At 36.5% G+C, this 16,139-nt stretch carries 14 protein-coding genes; 8 read left to right on the top strand and 6 right to left on the bottom strand.

All coding sequences use genetic code 11. The features are described 5' to 3' along the window. Positions 1-40 precede the first annotated feature (40 nt). Positions 41-832, bottom strand: a complete 792-nt coding sequence (locus BC008_RS30970) for a spondin domain-containing protein (protein ID WP_058184178.1) — start codon at positions 830-832, stop codon at positions 41-43. 92 nt (positions 833-924) lie between these two features. Here BC008_RS30970 and BC008_RS46915 point away from each other — a divergent pair, with 92 nt between their 5' ends. The 7 genes from BC008_RS46915 to BC008_RS30940 all read left to right on the top strand — a co-directional run bounded on the left by BC008_RS46915 (position 925) and on the right by BC008_RS30940 (position 7,937). Next, positions 925-1,122 (top strand): nitroreductase family protein, encoded by a 198-nt coding sequence (locus BC008_RS46915; RefSeq protein WP_201026194.1) that lies wholly within the window; start codon positions 925-927, stop codon positions 1,120-1,122. Positions 1,123-1,778: 656 nt separating this feature from the next. Then, positions 1,779-2,228 (top strand): helix-turn-helix domain-containing protein, encoded by a 450-nt coding sequence (locus BC008_RS30965; protein ID WP_058184177.1) that lies wholly within the window; start codon positions 1,779-1,781, stop codon positions 2,226-2,228. 275 nt (positions 2,229-2,503) lie between these two features. Beyond that, the gene (locus BC008_RS30960; protein WP_027843682.1) at positions 2,504-3,343 is read left to right on the top strand and encodes an alpha/beta fold hydrolase; all 840 of its coding nucleotides are present in this window, start codon (positions 2,504-2,506) and stop codon (positions 3,341-3,343) included. Positions 3,344-3,495: 152 nt separating this feature from the next. Further along, positions 3,496-4,728: a serine/threonine protein kinase gene (locus BC008_RS30955; RefSeq protein WP_058184176.1), complete on the top strand. Its 1,233-nt coding sequence runs from the start codon at positions 3,496-3,498 to the stop codon at positions 4,726-4,728. An 818-nt stretch (positions 4,729-5,546) separates the two neighbouring features. Then, positions 5,547-6,224 (top strand): hypothetical protein, encoded by a 678-nt coding sequence (locus BC008_RS30950; protein ID WP_027843681.1) that lies wholly within the window; start codon positions 5,547-5,549, stop codon positions 6,222-6,224. Positions 6,225-6,626: 402 nt separating this feature from the next. Then, on the top strand, positions 6,627-7,385 hold the full coding sequence (locus tag BC008_RS30945) for an N-acetylmuramoyl-L-alanine amidase (protein WP_027843680.1): 759 nt from the start codon (positions 6,627-6,629) through the stop codon (positions 7,383-7,385). A gap of 309 nt (positions 7,386-7,694) precedes the next feature. Then, positions 7,695-7,937 carry a hypothetical protein gene (locus BC008_RS30940; RefSeq protein ID WP_027843679.1) on the top strand — a complete coding sequence of 81 codons (243 nt, stop codon included), beginning with the start codon at positions 7,695-7,697 and terminating at the stop codon, positions 7,935-7,937. Between the two features lie 139 nt (positions 7,938-8,076). Here the strand turns inward: BC008_RS30940 and BC008_RS30935 are convergent, their stop codons facing one another. The 4 genes from BC008_RS30935 to BC008_RS30920 all read right to left on the bottom strand — a co-directional run bounded on the left by BC008_RS30935 (position 8,077) and on the right by BC008_RS30920 (position 13,381). Next, entirely contained in the window at positions 8,077-8,865 is a 789-nt protein-coding gene (locus BC008_RS30935; RefSeq protein WP_027843678.1) for an ABC transporter permease, read from the bottom strand. Positions 8,866-9,145: 280 nt separating this feature from the next. Beyond that, complete coding sequence (locus BC008_RS30930; RefSeq protein ID WP_027843677.1) at positions 9,146-10,132, bottom strand: ABC transporter ATP-binding protein; 987 nt, start codon at positions 10,130-10,132, stop codon at positions 9,146-9,148. Positions 10,133-10,272: 140 nt separating this feature from the next. Next, positions 10,273-11,919, bottom strand: coding sequence for an ABC1 kinase family protein (locus tag BC008_RS30925; protein WP_027843676.1), 1,647 nt, complete (start codon positions 11,917-11,919; stop codon positions 10,273-10,275). A gap of 397 nt (positions 11,920-12,316) precedes the next feature. After that, positions 12,317-13,381 carry a mannose-1-phosphate guanylyltransferase gene (locus BC008_RS30920; protein WP_027843675.1) on the bottom strand — a complete coding sequence of 355 codons (1,065 nt, stop codon included), beginning with the start codon at positions 13,379-13,381 and terminating at the stop codon, positions 12,317-12,319. A 113-nt stretch (positions 13,382-13,494) separates the two neighbouring features. Between BC008_RS30920 and BC008_RS30915 the strand changes: the two genes are divergently transcribed. Continuing rightward, a complete protein-coding gene (locus BC008_RS30915) occupies positions 13,495-14,925 on the top strand; it encodes an LCP family protein (RefSeq protein WP_027843674.1) in 1,431 nt (476 codons plus the stop codon). 495 nt (positions 14,926-15,420) lie between these two features. Here BC008_RS30915 and BC008_RS30910 read toward each other — a convergent pair whose 3' ends face one another. After that, positions 15,421-16,137, bottom strand: coding sequence for a dienelactone hydrolase family protein (locus BC008_RS30910; protein ID WP_027843673.1), 717 nt, complete (start codon positions 16,135-16,137; stop codon positions 15,421-15,423). Between the last annotated feature and the right edge of the window lie 2 nt (positions 16,138-16,139).

Here is a 16,139-nt window from a genome sequence, read left to right as displayed (position 1 = left end):
CTTCTTTGACAAGCTATGATTTTATCCTTGAAGCTCTATTTTATGAAGCATTATTATATGCATCTTCATAGAGAATTGGTATAACGACTGGTTCTTCAGCAATTCCAGCACCGGGAAATTCTTCTGGTTCGAGAATTTCAACATTGTCGTCACTTGGGAGAGGTTCATCATCAGGAGAGATAGTAATACGAGCAAGCTGATAACCTGGCTCGGTAAAATCTGCATTCGCAAAATTATCGGCGCTTAAAATTCTTCCACCTTCGATAAAACCTGGGTGCGATCGCACTACTCCATTTTCATCTACTCCAGTATTTGGTTCCCTGTGACCAAAGAAAGCAGTACTATTCTCTGCTTCATCATTAACTTCCGTACCAGCATCTAAAACTTGGTTCCCAGCAATAATAAAGTCTGCTCCAATAAAATTTCCCTCATCATCAAAAATTTTAATTGCTTCAGGATTTCCATTTGCTACAAATGCATCATTGGAGGGAAGGACCATCGAAGCAAAAGAAAAATACTGACTGTTAGGGTTCTCACTATCCAGAGTCACAGTTGTACTTGTAATCTCCCCAGGATCGATTGGTCCAGGTGCAACTCCGTTGGGACCAGCGATTGTAATATCGAGTGAACCATCTCCACTTTGCAGGAACTCTTGAGAAATTAAAGTTGTGTTACCATCTTCCGCAAGACTCTCTAAACCTGGAGATGCTGGTCTACCACGGTCATATGTATCAAATTCTCCATTGTGAAAGCCAGCCCAAACAGGAGTAAGAAGAGTACCTTGTTCTGGTGCAAGATTTTCAATAGTAACTTTAACTCTTTTTTGTACCATTTTTAACTATCATCTATCATTTAACCAGTATCAACTATGGAATACTACCTAAATGAATAATTCCTGAGAAATAGGTAAGAATTTACTGAATCTTGCAAAATCATCACGTTGATACCTGTCCGATGGAAGGTTTTGTCCCCGATAAATACGATGAAGTTTTAGGACTTCCCGCACAAGGATATCAGTCTGTGGTTGTTTGTCCAGCAGGTTATCGCGCAGCTGATGACAAGTATGCAACTAGCCCTAAAGTCCGCTATCCTACTGAAGGTGTAGTAGATTATATCGACTAAATTAAGGATTAGAAACTAAATATTGGGGTCTAAGGTTAAGAACTAATTCTTAACCTTGGACCCCCAATATCTGTTGTATTATTTTTGGATGCTAATTCTAAATTGAATGTCTACATCTGATCGATAGTGGAAATAAAACCATATTTTTTATTTTCTTGAAACATTTTGTCACAAAATTGTCACTTTTTTCGTATATGATACTGATGTAATTTCGGGAAGAGCAATAGCTGCTTGTTCGCTGTTGGATAGCTCCAAGAAAATGACAAAACTGAGGATTTTCTTTAAATGAGCGTTCTAAGAAGAGATTTGATTCTATTGGAACCCAAGCTAATAAATAAAATGGGATTCTCTTTAAACTATAGCCAATCTGGTACGCCTACGCGCTTGCGCTAATAACTTTTGATTTCGTCCTCCTGGGGCGCTTATATCTTCATGTAAATTCTGACAAACTTATAATCCCCATTTTCTATAATTTCTTGACATGAGGCATATACTGGAAAACTTATATTAACGTTTGATAAAGTAAGTTTTTATTCAAAGATTTTTTCTTAAAAGAATTAAGAAGCTTTAATTTTATCGTGATGTTTTGTTTAACTGCATTTATGCTGCAAAATGTACCCAGGTAAAATCAAGGCGCAGATAAAAAATACAGTACTATGATACCCAACAATTTAAATTTTGTTTACTTTCTACTTGCTTGTTCGACAAGTTTAGTACTTGCGATCGCTGCACTTCGACTTCTATTTGGAACGGTTTATGCAAAGGGTAATAGAAACGATCAAATACTCCTAGAATTAATGAAGCAACGGGGTATTTCTAATTGGAAAGCCTTGCGGGCTCAATCCGGCTTGAGTAATGCAGGACTATGGTTATTGAGGGATGGAGAAGTTGATGAACTCAAATGGGGTGAATTAAATCAATTAGCAAAGGTTGTTGGTTTACCTTTACCCATTTTTTTGGAAAAATTAGGTCTGATTGGGGAAAATAAAGAGTTAGAAGAATGTCGTGCAGAGCGCTCAAAATTAGAAAATCAGCTCAAACAATTAGTAGCAGAGAAACAGGCTTTACCTGTAGAAGACTTCACAAATATGGTAGAAGTTGATTAGTTTAAGATAGTACCATTATTTGGTTATATTTATTTTTCCGATACGTTTGCCACTGTTGTGGTGTGGAGTCAAAGCCATAGGGTGGCGCGTAGCGGAAGCAGATTGTGATACGCTCAGAAATGTTCCACGAACGCGTCGGCGCTTGCAACTATTACAAATCAAATGTCCAACTAAAAAAATATCTTTTCCTACCTCTTTCTATTTGGGGATATATTTAATTGATTGATTGTCTAATCTTATTAGCACTGATTGAGTCTAAGGATTAAACAACTGATATGGAGCCCGTACGTAAAACTTTCTCCCATTCCGACATTCAACTTTCCTATCTGGAATGGAATAAAGGTAAAACGCCCTTATTGTTACTACATGGTTTAGCCGATCATGCTTTAGTCTGGTCTAGTTTGGGAGAATATTTGGCTCAAGATTATCACATTGTTGCCCCGGATATGCGCGGTCATGGTGACAGCAGCAAACCAAAAGATAACTATAGTTTTGCAACCGGGATTGCAGACCTCGAAGCGCTGATGGATAGTTTGGGGTGGTCTACTACTCAGGTAGTAGCTCATTCCTGGAGTGGAAAATTAGCTGCCATTTGGGCAACACAAAACCCCCAACGTTTGCATAGTATGGTTTTGGTGGATCCAATTTTTATTTGGAAAATGCCTAGCTTCCTGAAAATTACCTTTCCCTTTCTCTATCAAGTTTTACCTTTCCTCAAAGGTATGGGACCATTTACGAGTTACGAAGCAGCTGAAAACCAAGCAAGACAATTAAATCAGTACCAGGGATGGAGTACTTTACAGCAACAAGTATTTGAAGCAGGAATCGAACTAAAAAGCGATGGTAACTGGGGTAGTAAGTTTACGACTGCTGCTCGCGATGGAATCTTTTCGGAAGTGATGCAAGTAGCAGGTTTGACAAAAAAAATTGATATCCCTAGCCTTTTAATCCAGCCAGAAAAAGGTGTTAATCGTATGTCATGGCAGTTACAACCTTACAAAAAATTTCTTAAAAATTTACAGATTTGTCAAGCCCCTGGAAATCACTGGTGTTTTTTAACACAACCAGAAGAATTTAACCGGATTATAGCTTCATTTTTGACAACACAAAATTGAAAATATTTCAGAAAAATTTATTCACAAGTCAACCTGTTATTTGTAAAAAGAAATGAATAGTAAACAGGTACGGTAGGGAAGATAGGGAAGGAGATAATTTTTCTAGTTTTCCCTATCTCTCCTATCTTTTGATACCTATACTTTGGTAAGTTATGACGATTTGTATTAACCCCTCTTGTCCTCAACCTAACTGTTTGGCTAATCGGGAAAATCGCTTTTGTCAGAGTTGTGGTTCGCCATTAGAAGTATTTGGAAAACATCGAGTAAAACGTCGATTAAATGACAAAACTGACTTTACTGAAGCCTATGAGCTTGATGTAAATAATGAAACAAAAATTTTAAGACTGTTAAAACAATATTTATCTACAGATTCTGAAACTATTGAACTTTTTCAGCAAGAAGCAGATATTTTAGGTCAAATACAGCATCCAGGAATTCCTAACCATGATATATATTTCCAATATAAAACTAGAAATAACTTAGTCCTACATTGTATGGTAATGGATAAAATCGACGGTACAGATTTGGAAGAATGGCGTCGACAAAATAGTCAATCAATTTCTCAAACCCAAGCCATAAATTGGTTGAAACAGTTAGTAGAAATACTCGGTCTAAGCCACAGAAAAAATTATTTACATCGAGATATCAGACCATCAAATATTATAATCAAACCCAATCAGCAATTAACACTAACTAATTTTGGAACTAGTAAAGAACTCAGTCAGCCCTACTTAAAAAGGCTTAGTAATACAAGTACCTTGATAGAAATAGATTCTGTGGGTTATAAACCGCCAGAACAGATGACTGGAGAAACAGTTGCGCAATCAGACTTTTTTGCTCTAGGGAGAACTTTTGTATTTTTGCTTACAGGGTATCATCCATTAGAAATGCCTCCCAATATATATGATGCAGAAAATGACGTTCTCCATTGGCATAATGAAACAAATCATATATCGCCATTGTTCTTAAATCTCATTGATGATTTGATGGCTCGCAAAGTAGAAAAACGCCCTCAAGATACTCGGGAGATTTTGCAACGTTTAAAGCAAATTGAATTACAACTGGCTCCTCCAATCCTTCCAAAAAGCTATCCCATCTCAAATTTACCCCAGAGAAAAGCTCCCTACCATCCCAATACAGCCCTGCAAAACCCTCAGACTGCGATTCAACAAACACAAACCCAGACGAAGAAAATACCATTATTTTCCCTGTGTGCTGCGCTATTGGTTTCATTAGGTTTGTTAACTTTGGTCGCAAATATTCTTCGTTCTTTGAGTCCACACCAAACATCACCTAGTTTGGAACATACTCAACCTGTCTCAGTAGAGTTTGCAAATCCTCGATCCCAAGTCCTTAAGTTCAAGTTATTAATTTCAAGTTATTAATTTCAAGTTATCAATTTCAAGTCTTCAAGGTTAACTTCTCGATTCTAATTTCCCAAGTTCAAGTCCCTAATTGTGAACTACGGCAAATAATATTCAACTTTGAGAATAAACGGAGAATTAATACTGAGTTAAACCTAGTAAAAGTCCGTAGTAACAAAGGTGTATGTTAGAGTATTTATTTACAAAATAGAGGAGACAGTATAGTTTTCTTCTGTCTCGTCTACCCATAAAACAAAGCATTATCATGAGATTTCTAAGATTAAAGTATTGCTAATTACAAATTTTTATAGCTACGGTAACTGTCAAAATTATTTTCTGTTATGTCTTAGCTGAAAGCTAATAATATTACGAAAAATAATTTATTGATGGTGACAGTATGTTAATTGTCACTATTTCTGAGAAAATATAAATACTTACTATCGAAAATAAAAAATTTACTTTGTTGATTTTTGGGTAGGTGAATCTGTGATGAAATAGATTCAAGAAAAATGATTTTTCTACTCTTAGCTCCTGTCTCCTAAACCTTTGAAATGCTTTCCTATTTTGGGATCGCATAATTTGAAAATAGGCTTTAGTCTCTAATAAATTTAGAAGCAACTAGGGGTTTAAGATTTCTAGTAAAGAAATCAGAATCAAGAAAATCCTCAGTTACTGCTAATCTTTCATCGCATCTTTACTTGCTGTGCTCTCTTAGGTGACAAAAATAGTGTATTTAGATACACTAACACTCAGTTCATATGCTTAATGAACAATCTCCCAGTTTTGGGTATGAGGAGTATCAATAAACAGGTTCGCTTGAAAATCTAAAATTCTGCATCATGACCAACTATACATCGGATATTAACGATCGAGAGCTTAAAATAGGTCAATATTTCAGCCGTGGTTGGGAGATATTTAAACAGTATCCAGGGGGGTTCATCGGATTTTTGGTAATCACATTTCTGATTTCTGGAATAGCTTCCAGACTCCCTTTCCCTTTGGGAACGAACGAAGATGGGATGGGAGGTATTGTAAACATTGTTGTTACACCTGTTTTGTCTGCTGGAACATATATAGTTGCTTTCCTGATAGCAAAAAATAGACCCAAACAGTTCAGTGATTTTTTTAGGGGGTTTAATCAGTTTCTACAAATATTTCTGGCGAACCTAGTTAGTAGCGTTCTAATTGGGATCGCTTCTCTACTTTTACTTATTCCTGGGATCTATCTAGCTATTGCTTATATGTTCTCACTTTTGTTTGTGATTGAGAAAAAAATGAGCTTTTGGTCTGCGATGGAAGCAAGTCGCACGTTAATTACTAAGAAATGGTTTTCTTTCCTAGTTTTTGCTGTCACAATATTTTTGCTTAATTTGGCTGGTTTAGTCGTTTTAGGATTAGGATTACTTGTTACTATTCCTTTAACATATTGCATTATGGTAGCTGCTTTTGAAGATATTGTTGGTCTTAATGGGGTAGACAACAACGCTGAAGATATTATGGATATAGGTCTCGAATAATTTAATTTTTGCAAAGATACAAAGCAAAATACTTCAACATCATTTAATTTTATTTGAGGAATGCCAAACATAAAATAGGCGTTCTTTTTTATTTAACTACATAAATAGTTTTTGTAAAAATAATTTTTATTGTGAAATATTCCTAAATTCAACTCATGAAATGATCTATGCAATGTAGTTGACTTTATCGTTATTGGTAATGGAAAAATGTGACATATCAATAGAGATAATGTAATTTATTCGTAGTTTATTCATAAAGATAATACGAAAAATATCAAATAGTAAATTACATTATTCACTAAATATTTTATTGTATAGAACTGATAATGACATTCTCTTGATTTCATATCAATATCTATTTATAAAACATTATTTTATTCATTATTTGCAGGAGAAAAATTTATGCTTTTTGCTATTGATATTGGTCATAATTGCCCACCCGACACCGGTGCTGTCAGTGGAAAATACAAAGAAGATGAATTGGCGAAAAAAGTTGGAGAATCCGTTATAGCCCTACTAAAAAATAGAGGTCATAAAGCTGTATCTGTAACTCCAAGAAATGCTAGCAGTGTCAATAGCTCCTTAAGACAAAGAGCTAGTAAAGCAAATTCAATTGGTGCGGATTACTTTATTTCTATTCATTTCAACTCATTTTCTAAACAAACTGCCCATGGGACTGAATTGTATGTTTATAATTATCGTAGTAGAGCAAAAAATTTGGCACGATTGGTACTAAATAATATTGTGTCTTTAGGGTTCAGAAATAGGGGTATTAAGTATAATAGCTTTGCGGTATTAGCCCAAACTTCAATGCCTGCAATGTTAATTGAATGTTGCTTTATTAGTTCTGACATAGATATGAGAATATTTGATGCTCAGGCTATGGCTATAGCAATAGTTAATGGATTAATTGGAGAAGATAAAAAGGAAGAAAATATCTCGGGTGTTTTAAAAGTACTTGAAACTACTTATACTAAACCTTCCACAGAACAATCTGAAGACTTAGCTGCTGAGTATTTATATAAAATTACCCCAGGAGAATATAGAGGAAAGTTAGTCGCAGAAGAAGAGGGTCATTATGCAGTAGAGTTTCTGCAGCAAATTGGCGACCGTAAAGTTCATTACATATTCTCCAAACACTGCGAATTTATTGATGACTAAAAGACTAAGCATTACTACTTTTGAGTAAATAAATATAACTATAAAACTAGTAGCCCACCACATTAATTTTGTTTGTACAATCTATTAACCATAAAGTTTATTTCCCCACAAAATTCTCAAAACTCTGTAAAGACGTATCAGATTTGGTAGGTCTTTATAAAATCAATTACCGACGATGAGCGATCGCTATTTTTTTTGTTGCACTACTGGATATCAAACAAAATATTCTCTCTACCATAACGAATCGATTAAAACATCTTTCAATTGAAGTTTTAGCTAGAGTTGCAAAATTAAAGGGAGTTTATTCCTATGAGAATGGAAAAGCCTACCCCAGCACAGAAAGTAACTGCAGCAACGATCGCTGCTGCTATTGTTCAGCTTACAGTTGGTATTGCAAATACCTATATTCTTGAAATAGATATTCCCAGTACAATAGAAACTCCACTCACTATACTTGCAGTCTTTTTTACAGGATATTTAGTACCACCTGCTCGACGGGACCGAGTTGTTGAATCAAAAGTTAATGCAGATACAAAGCAAAATAATACTTGAATGCGTTGTAGTGTCTGTTTGAAGGAAGCGATCGCCTACAAAAATATTTCCTCCTCTTCCCATAATTCCTATACTTCCCACACTCCCCTCTTTTACTCAATTAGATAACCTTCTACCGATATCGAAGTAAAAATTAAAACTAAGCACCCATTCCAGAATATCGCTTCAAACCTAATCGCCAAAATATTCTATTCAAACCTAAAAATAGCAAAAACCAACCGATAGTTGACAAAAATCCTCGTCCTAGATCTACAGGAACTCCCACTAAAATAGCAGCAGGAAAATTAATTAAATAAGGAAAGGGTGTTAGCAATACTATTTCTCGTATAGCTTCCGGAAATACTTCTAAAGGCGCAATATAACCAGATAAGAATAAATAAAACAGAAACCACAAATTTTCTAAAGCACTGGCTCTTTCCGTCCAAAAAGCAAACATTGCAAAGGTATATTGAATCACAAAACGCAGGGCAAATGCCATTACTGAAGCGATTATAAATAGTAATAAATTACCGAAATTTGGCAACCAAAACGCTTGAGGATAAAGTAGAAAAAATAATAAAATCAGAACTATTGCAAAAGGAGTCCGGGCTATTCTTTCTGAGATATGGCTACTGATATGGTGCCATACAGGATCTACAGGTTGTAATAAGCGTGGTGATAGCTTACCTTCAACTATCTCGCGCTCAAATTCCCAAATGACCCAAACCACCGATAATTGTCTAACAATAAATACCGCAATAAAGTAACGAGCAAAATCAACAGAGGTTAAACTAAAATTCCCTCCTTGAGCAGCTTGGCTCCAAACACCCATCAAAATAATTGGTAATGAGCCAGATAAAACCCAAAGAACTAACTCAGCCCGATATTCCAGCATGTAAGCATAGTAAACAGAGAGAAAAGTAGAAATTTTGTTACAAATTATTTTCATGTAATTCTTGTGGTGAAATATTTCCTCAACTGTGGCTGAAAAAAATAGATAAACTCAGCCTTTAGTCTTAAAAAATTGACTTTGGTATCTTCCTAATTGAATAAGTAATTATGATCTTCAATGCAAGCTTAAAAACTTCATGCTGAGAAAAATTCAAGCAGGGAAAAACTTCATACCTGGGGAAATAATGCTAAAGTTTTAAGCAAAAAAGCAGAAGCAAAAAAGCAGAATCCCAAAATTTTGATACAGAATTATATTACGCACAAAGATGTAGCAAACATTAAACACTCATAATTCCACCTTGGAAAACCCTCCCAATAACTTCTTCCACAGGAGGTTCTGTAACTGTTAAATCTACAACTTCTAAATCTGTTAATATCCGTCCAACAGCACGGGTTAAGTCATCTTGCTCGATCGCATAACAAGCCAAACGCCCTTCGACTTTTTTTAAGTCACCATAGGATTTAAGTTTTTCTTCCGGTACATCTCGCTCTAGTTCTATATAAACTTCCCTGTAGGGGGCAAATCTTTCCAGAAGTCCATCTAGACTGCCATCATACATCAATTCTCCTTCATGAATTAATAATACTCGCTCGCATAGAGCAGTAATATCTGCCATGTAGTGACTGGTTAAAAGCACTGTCGCCCGATAACGTCGATTATATTCGCGCAGAAAGTCACGCACTCCTACTTGAGCATTAATATCCAAACCTAAAGTTGGTTCGTCTAAAAATAAGACCTGAGGACGATGTAAAAGTGCAGCTAACAGTTCAGCTTTCATTCGTTCTCCTAAAGACAACTTCCGCACTGGTTGGGTAAGTTTTTCCTCTAGGGAAAGCATTTCAGATAATTCTCCGACCCTACGCTTAAATTCTTTTGCTGAAAGTTCGTAAACAGCAGCATTGATTCTTAAAGAATCTAGTGCGGGTAAGTCCCACAATAATTGCTGTTTTTGTCCCATTACCAAAGTAATTTGTCGGAGAAATTTTTCTTGGCGTTCGAATGGTGTTCTTCCACCAACGCGAATTTTTCCTTTCGAGGGATGAATTAACCCCGCGAGCATTTTTAGGGTGGTTGTTTTACCTGCACCATTCGCTCCAAGAAAACCTACCACTTCTCCTTGGTCGATTTCAAAGGAAATGTCTTGTACAGCGTTGATTTCACGATATTTACGCCGGAAAAAGTGATCGATAGTACCTTTAAGACCTGGTTCTTTCACAGCGACTGGATAAGACTTGCTCAAGTGTTGAGCAACAATAATAGACATAGATTTGAATTGGGAGATGCAGTACAAATAGTTGGAATCTATCTCCAATTCTTAATTTATTATTATTTTGGAATTAAATGCAGGGGAATACAAATAAATTGGTATAGATTATGGAAATATTTTTCTACGACCGGCATAATTTACCGCAAACGACCAGATCGTAAAATGCTAATAATTAACCATATACTCAGTAAACTAGCGGTAGCAAATAAAACATTACTAATAATAGAAAGCTGATTGGTTTTAGCATTACTAGAAACAATTGCTGCTCCCATAATCAGCGAACCTACTAATATACTAAAGGATAAACGGTTAGCTGCATCATCTGCTGTTCGACGCAAATTATCTAACCCTTTGAGTGATAAATTCCATTGCAAAGTTTCTGAGGTGACACGCTCAAGAACCAATTCTAATTGTCGGGGAGATTGCAAAGACAGACTTTTTAAATCTAAAGCTGTTCTCAACAGGGATCTTACGGGAGCATCGCCAAATAATTGTTGACGGAATAGATCTGTTATTAAAGGTTTAATTTCATCTAAAAAGTTAAGTTCGGGATTAAAGGAGCGGGCTAGTCCTTCTAAATTAGCAATTGTTTTTGCATACAAACCCATATTGCTGGGTAAACGAATTCTGTTATTCCGAGCTACTTGAAAAATTTCGTAAACTACCTCGGAAAAATTTAATTGAGATAAACTCAAGTTAAAGTATTTTCTTAATAATCGGTCGTAGTCAGCTTCCAAACGAGATAAATTTACTTTTTGAGAAACGTCTGATAACTGTAAAGTTAATTGGGCACATCGTTGAGCATCAAGATCGACAATTGCCAACAACATTTCAATCAATATTTGTTGCGTGCGGGGATCGAGTCTCCCCACCATACCACAATCTAACAAGGCAACACGACCGTCTTTGAGATAAAAAATATTTCCTGGGTGGGGATCGGCATGGAAAAAACCATCAATATATAATTGTTGTGAAAAAGCTCGAAATAGTAAAGAAGTAATTTCTTTACGTTCCGTAGTAGGGTCTTTGCCATTTTTATGATTTCCCAAATCAGCAGATAAAATTGGTCCTCCATCCAACCATTCCATTACCAATAATTTTGGTGTAGTCAATTCCCAATCAATTTCTGCTACTACTAACTTTTGGGGATCAAACCACTTACTTTGAGATAAATTACTCCTTAATTTATCGGTAAAACCAGCTTCGCGAGTAAAATCTAACTCATCTTCTAAAGCCTTACAAAACTCATCCGCAATTGTTTTAATTTCATAAATTTGACCAAAATCAGTTCTTGAGACTAGATCGGCGATTCCTTCAATTAAAGCTATATCGCGAGAAACAGTAATATCTATCCCAGGACGTTGTACTTTTAATGCAACTTCGCGACCATTTGCTAAAGTTGCGCGGTGTGTTTGAGCGATAGAACCTGCAGCTACAGGTATGGGATTGATAGTAGAAAATATTTCACTTAATGGTTTATTTAATTGTTTGCGAATAATGATTTCAACTTCTGACCAAGGTACTGGAGGAACTTCATCTTGTAAGGTTGAAAGTTCATCTATATATGCACCACTGAGTAAATCGGGACGAGTGGAAAGAAGCTGTCCTAGCTTAATATATACTGGTCCCAAATCTACCAAAATATTTTTTAAAACAGCTGGAGTCGGTAACTGAGGTCTATCGGCTTTACCACCAGTTAGTAATCGCCTCATATAGTCCCAGCCATTACGTAGTAAAACTTCAATAATTTCTCTTTGACGAGGAACTGTTTGGGTTATGAACATTGTGTTATCGGGAATTGGAAAGTGGGAATTAGGAATTGGGAAGTGGAGATTATTGATTAATAATTATTAACTGTAGCTCGTAAGGGTGTGGTATTAGCCATGAACTGCGAACTGCTAACTATTAAGTGATAAAAGTATTGGGGAACAAATATCAAAAATAAAATATATAGAGATTAAATATCATATATTTGGACATTTAATATTATTTTTCCTCTATTTAATTAGTTGATATTTAAGATGTACCCCAATTAACTTTACAAATCCCTCAACGGACTTAAATAAAAATTACATTTTCCACACGAAGATGGCTTATTTGCTAAATTATTAACAGAAGAATTAAGATTAATTTAAAAATAATTATTCTCATATCTTCTGCAAATTAACTATTTACAATAGCTTACAAAAGATGAGTAAATCGGGAATCCTCTTTGAGAGTTTTCAGTAACTGCTTAATTTCTTGAGTGCGCTCTTTTTTTACCATCAATGTCACGTTGCGATCGCGAACAATCACCACATCTTCTAAACCAATGGTAACAATAACATCATTTCTATCTGTGGCATAAACAATAGCTCCTTTAGTATCTAGGCCTACATGGTTAGCTAATTCTACATTGGAAGTATTTTCAGTTTTTAGTAAACGCTCAATAGCATTCCAGTCACCTAAATCATCCCAGCCAAATTCTGCAGGTAAAACATACGCTAGACTGGTTTTTTCCATTAAGGCATAGTCTATACTTTTTTTAGGTAATTGCGGATAAATACTCGGACCATTTTTCTCTAGTGGCTCGATAATTTCAGGAGCATGTTTGTGAAGTTCGTTGAGGACAACACCTGCCCGGAAAACAAACATTCCGCTATTCCAACTAAAGCGTCCTGTAGATAAAAAAGTTTCTGCAACTCGGCGATCGGGCTTTTCAGTGAAGCGGTTAACATGATAAGCTGGCAAGTTATTAAAACTACCCGTATTTTCTCCCTGCTCGATGTAGCCGTAACCAGTAGATGGAAAAGTAGGTTTGATCCCCAAAGTGACTATGGCATCTTTATTGCTTGCAAGTTCAATTGCAGCATCTAAAGTACCAGCAAACTTATCTAAATCGGCAATCCAATGGTCCGCGGGAAAAAAACCAATGATTGCATCTTCTCCGTAGCGTTTTTTAATTTCCAAGCTCGTCCAAGCAACCGCAGCAGCTGTGTCCCTTCCTTCAGATTCAACCAGTAAGTTGTCGGATGGTAATTGGGGTAACTGTTCCCTGACTCCTTTTGCTACCACTGCAGCAGTGATGACCCATAATGAGTTCCAATCTCCTGCAAGTGTTAGTAATCTATCTGCAGTTGATTGTAGTAAACTGCGAGAACCACCATCCAAACATAAGAATTGCTTGGGGCGTTCTTTGCGACTCAAGGGCCAAAAACGTTCGCCTTTTCCACCAGCAAGAATTACAGGAAAGAATGGTTTAGTCATATTTTCATAAATACATTATTGAGGAACACTACAAGTTTACTGTGACATTAAGAACTGGCAACTTTTATTGCTTTAACATAACTTTTAGGGAGTGGTAGAGTGGGGAGTTAGTTGTGATTGACCAAATAAAAAGTAGAGTAAACCAAAAAGTATCTCAGTCATCTGAGGTATCAAGCAAGACAAGTTTTTACACAGAAGATAAAACTACCGTTAAAGCTAGTTCTATTCCCAGCCAGCTTTATCATCGTTTGGGTTTAAGAATACCTAAATGGTTATTTTGGTTTATGACTGGTGTTGTTGGGGTTACTTTGTCGGGCTTATTAGCATCAACTCTGGCATTGTGGACACCCCTATGGAGTGACATCGATCGTACCGAAGATGAATTGGGATGGGCTGGCGATCGCGCGACTTCCTCACCACTACCAGGGGATTTATGGAACAGTATCTCCGAATACCAATTCATTAAACCAATGAACATTTTAGTTTTGGGGATTGAACCGGTGAAGGGTGCAGTGGATGGTTCTGCCGATAGTTTTGGTGGTAAAAGTGATGCAATGTTACTTTTACGTATCAACCCTAACGAACAGAATAAAAATATTCGGGTATTATCTATCCCTAGGGACACAATGATTTCGATTCCTGAGCAGGGTCTAACTAAAGTATCGGAAGCAAACAATCAAGGTGGTCCTGTTTTAGCTGCAAGGGTAATAAGTCGAACTTTAAGTAATGCTCCAATTGACCGTTACATTCGCATTTCCACTAGTGGTTTTCGTCAATTGATAGATCGCTTGGGTGGTATAGAAGTATTTGTTCCTAAAACAATGGTCTACCGAGATCGAACTCAGGGTTTATCCATTAATTTGGTTAAAGGTTGGCAAAATTTAAATGGAGACCAAGCCCTGGAGTTCGTTCGCTACCGAGAAGAAGGTAAGGGAGATCTAGGAAGAGTACAACGACAACAAGCATTATTAAAAGGGTTGCGGCAACGTCTTTCAAGTCCTACGGTGTTGCCTGAATTACCCCAGTTAGTTCGCATGATGGATAAACATGTTGATACTAATCTCAGGCTTGAAGAAATGATGGCATTGGTTAATTTTGCACTTAACTTGGAACGAGATAAGTTCGAGATGACAACTTTGCCAGGAATATTTAGTCGTTTGAGTCGCGATCCCGATAGTTATTGGTTAAGTCTTAATGGTAGAGCGGATTTATTGGAAAAATATACTGGTGTGAATATATCGGGTATTAGATCTGATTCTCGACCTTTGAAAAAGCTGAAAGTTGCCATTCAGAATACAACTGGTAAACCACAGTTAACTAAACAACTAATTAATTCTTTAAAACAAAAAGGATTTACACAGATTTATACTGCGGAAGAATGGCCAGATCCCCATGCTAAAACTCAAATCATCATTCAGAAAGGAAATAAAAGAGCTGGGAAACAATTGCAAAAAATCTTAGGTACGGGAGAAATAGAAGTATCATCTGCTGGTGATATTCAATCAGATATTACCATTCGGATTGGTCAAGATTGGTCACAATAATTTGACAACTTTGCGATTCACACTACAATTTACAATTCAAATTTATAAGAACTAGTCTAAACCTAAAACTCCTAGCCTCGATGCAGGAGATATAGGCAAGGCAGCACTTTTAAATGCTTCTTTAAATGTTTACACTGTCTTCCACTAGCATTTTCGCATAATTTTGACTACTAAAATTATGGCAGGTTAAAACCTGCTATTAGTATTCATCCCCGGGCTAATAGCTTGCGTGTCGTAGGCATAGACCGGGGTTTTCTCCATAATTATTATAAAATTTTGTTGACATCTCCCTTGGTTAAAAACACAAGGGATTGTGACAGACGCGTAAACTTGACCATCTTTATAAGCCAGTGCTTATGCGGGAAATGTGATAGCCGCAAACCTCCTTTCTTCTAGTATTTAGGCGGCTTAAGTCTATCTACTTCACTTGCAATGGTGCTACGCAGATCGCCTCTGTAATAAACTTTTACCAAAGCCTTATAAAATCTGAGTCGGTTACAGAGACATCGCATGAAGGTGTAAATCTTGTTTATGAGGGGATGTCAAATAATGCTTGAACCAACAACTTGCTAAACGAGCAACTTCATCCAATGCACCTGGTTCCTGAAATTGATAAGTTGCTCCTGGAATTACCTCTAATTGTTTCTTGGGTGTCTGAATTTTTGTCATCGCATCTTCACTCACGGTAATTGCTGAAATATCACATCCACCGACAATCATTAGTGTCGGAGCTTGCACATAGGATAGAACCTTAGATTCCAGATAAGTTTCTCCACTACGAGAAACTAATGCTTCAACAACTGTTGGACGTTGTGCTGCTGCAAGTAATGCAGCGCCTCCAGCGACACAATCACCAAAGTAACCAATTTTCAGATTATTAGTGATGGAATTATCAATTAACCAGTCAGTGATACAGACTAATCTTGTTGCGAGGAAAGTAATACTATTACGGAAATGAGCAGTTCTCAGATCGATTGCTTCCTCCTCTTTTGTTAATAAGTCAACTAGTATAGTTGCAAGTCCTCCACTCTGACGTAAAATATGGGCAAGATAACGATTGCGAGTGTTGTAGCAACTACTAGCGCTACCATGGGCAAAGATAACTATCCCCTGGGAATCCTCAGGTAAAACAATTTCAGCTTGTAAACTAATTGAACCCAGCTTCACTGAAACTAGTTTTTCCTCAACATCGTATAAAAAATTTCGAGTCATTT

Source organism: Mastigocoleus testarum BC008, assembly GCF_001456025.1.
Lineage (GTDB): Bacteria > Cyanobacteriota > Cyanobacteriia > Cyanobacteriales > Nostocaceae > Mastigocoleus > Mastigocoleus testarum.
The sequence above is the reverse complement of the archived record's forward strand: the minus strand, read 5'-3'. Positions and strand labels throughout refer to the sequence as shown.

Excerpts from the sequence above, each read along its gene's own strand:
- BC008_RS30955 (WP_058184176.1), top strand. The coding sequence starts at position 3,496 with ATGACGATTTGTATTAACCCCTCTTGTCCTCAACCTAACTGTTTGGCT.
- BC008_RS30910 (WP_027843673.1), bottom strand. The coding sequence starts at position 16,137 with ATGACTCGAAATTTTTTATACGATGTTGAGGAAAAACTAGTTTCAGTG.
- BC008_RS30925 (WP_027843676.1), bottom strand. The coding sequence starts at position 11,919 with ATGTTCATAACCCAAACAGTTCCTCGTCAAAGAGAAATTATTGAAGTT.
- BC008_RS30950 (WP_027843681.1), top strand. The coding sequence starts at position 5,547 with ATGACCAACTATACATCGGATATTAACGATCGAGAGCTTAAAATAGGT.
- BC008_RS30960 (WP_027843682.1), top strand. The coding sequence starts at position 2,504 with ATGGAGCCCGTACGTAAAACTTTCTCCCATTCCGACATTCAACTTTCC.
- BC008_RS30920 (WP_027843675.1), bottom strand. The coding sequence starts at position 13,381 with ATGACTAAACCATTCTTTCCTGTAATTCTTGCTGGTGGAAAAGGCGAA.
- BC008_RS30945 (WP_027843680.1), top strand. The coding sequence starts at position 6,627 with ATGCTTTTTGCTATTGATATTGGTCATAATTGCCCACCCGACACCGGT.
- BC008_RS30940 (WP_027843679.1), top strand. The coding sequence starts at position 7,695 with ATGAGAATGGAAAAGCCTACCCCAGCACAGAAAGTAACTGCAGCAACG.
- BC008_RS30965 (WP_058184177.1), top strand. The coding sequence starts at position 1,779 with ATGATACCCAACAATTTAAATTTTGTTTACTTTCTACTTGCTTGTTCG.
- BC008_RS30970 (WP_058184178.1), bottom strand. The coding sequence starts at position 832 with ATGGTACAAAAAAGAGTTAAAGTTACTATTGAAAATCTTGCACCAGAA.
- BC008_RS30930 (WP_027843677.1), bottom strand. The coding sequence starts at position 10,132 with ATGTCTATTATTGTTGCTCAACACTTGAGCAAGTCTTATCCAGTCGCT.
- BC008_RS30935 (WP_027843678.1), bottom strand. The coding sequence starts at position 8,865 with ATGAAAATAATTTGTAACAAAATTTCTACTTTTCTCTCTGTTTACTAT.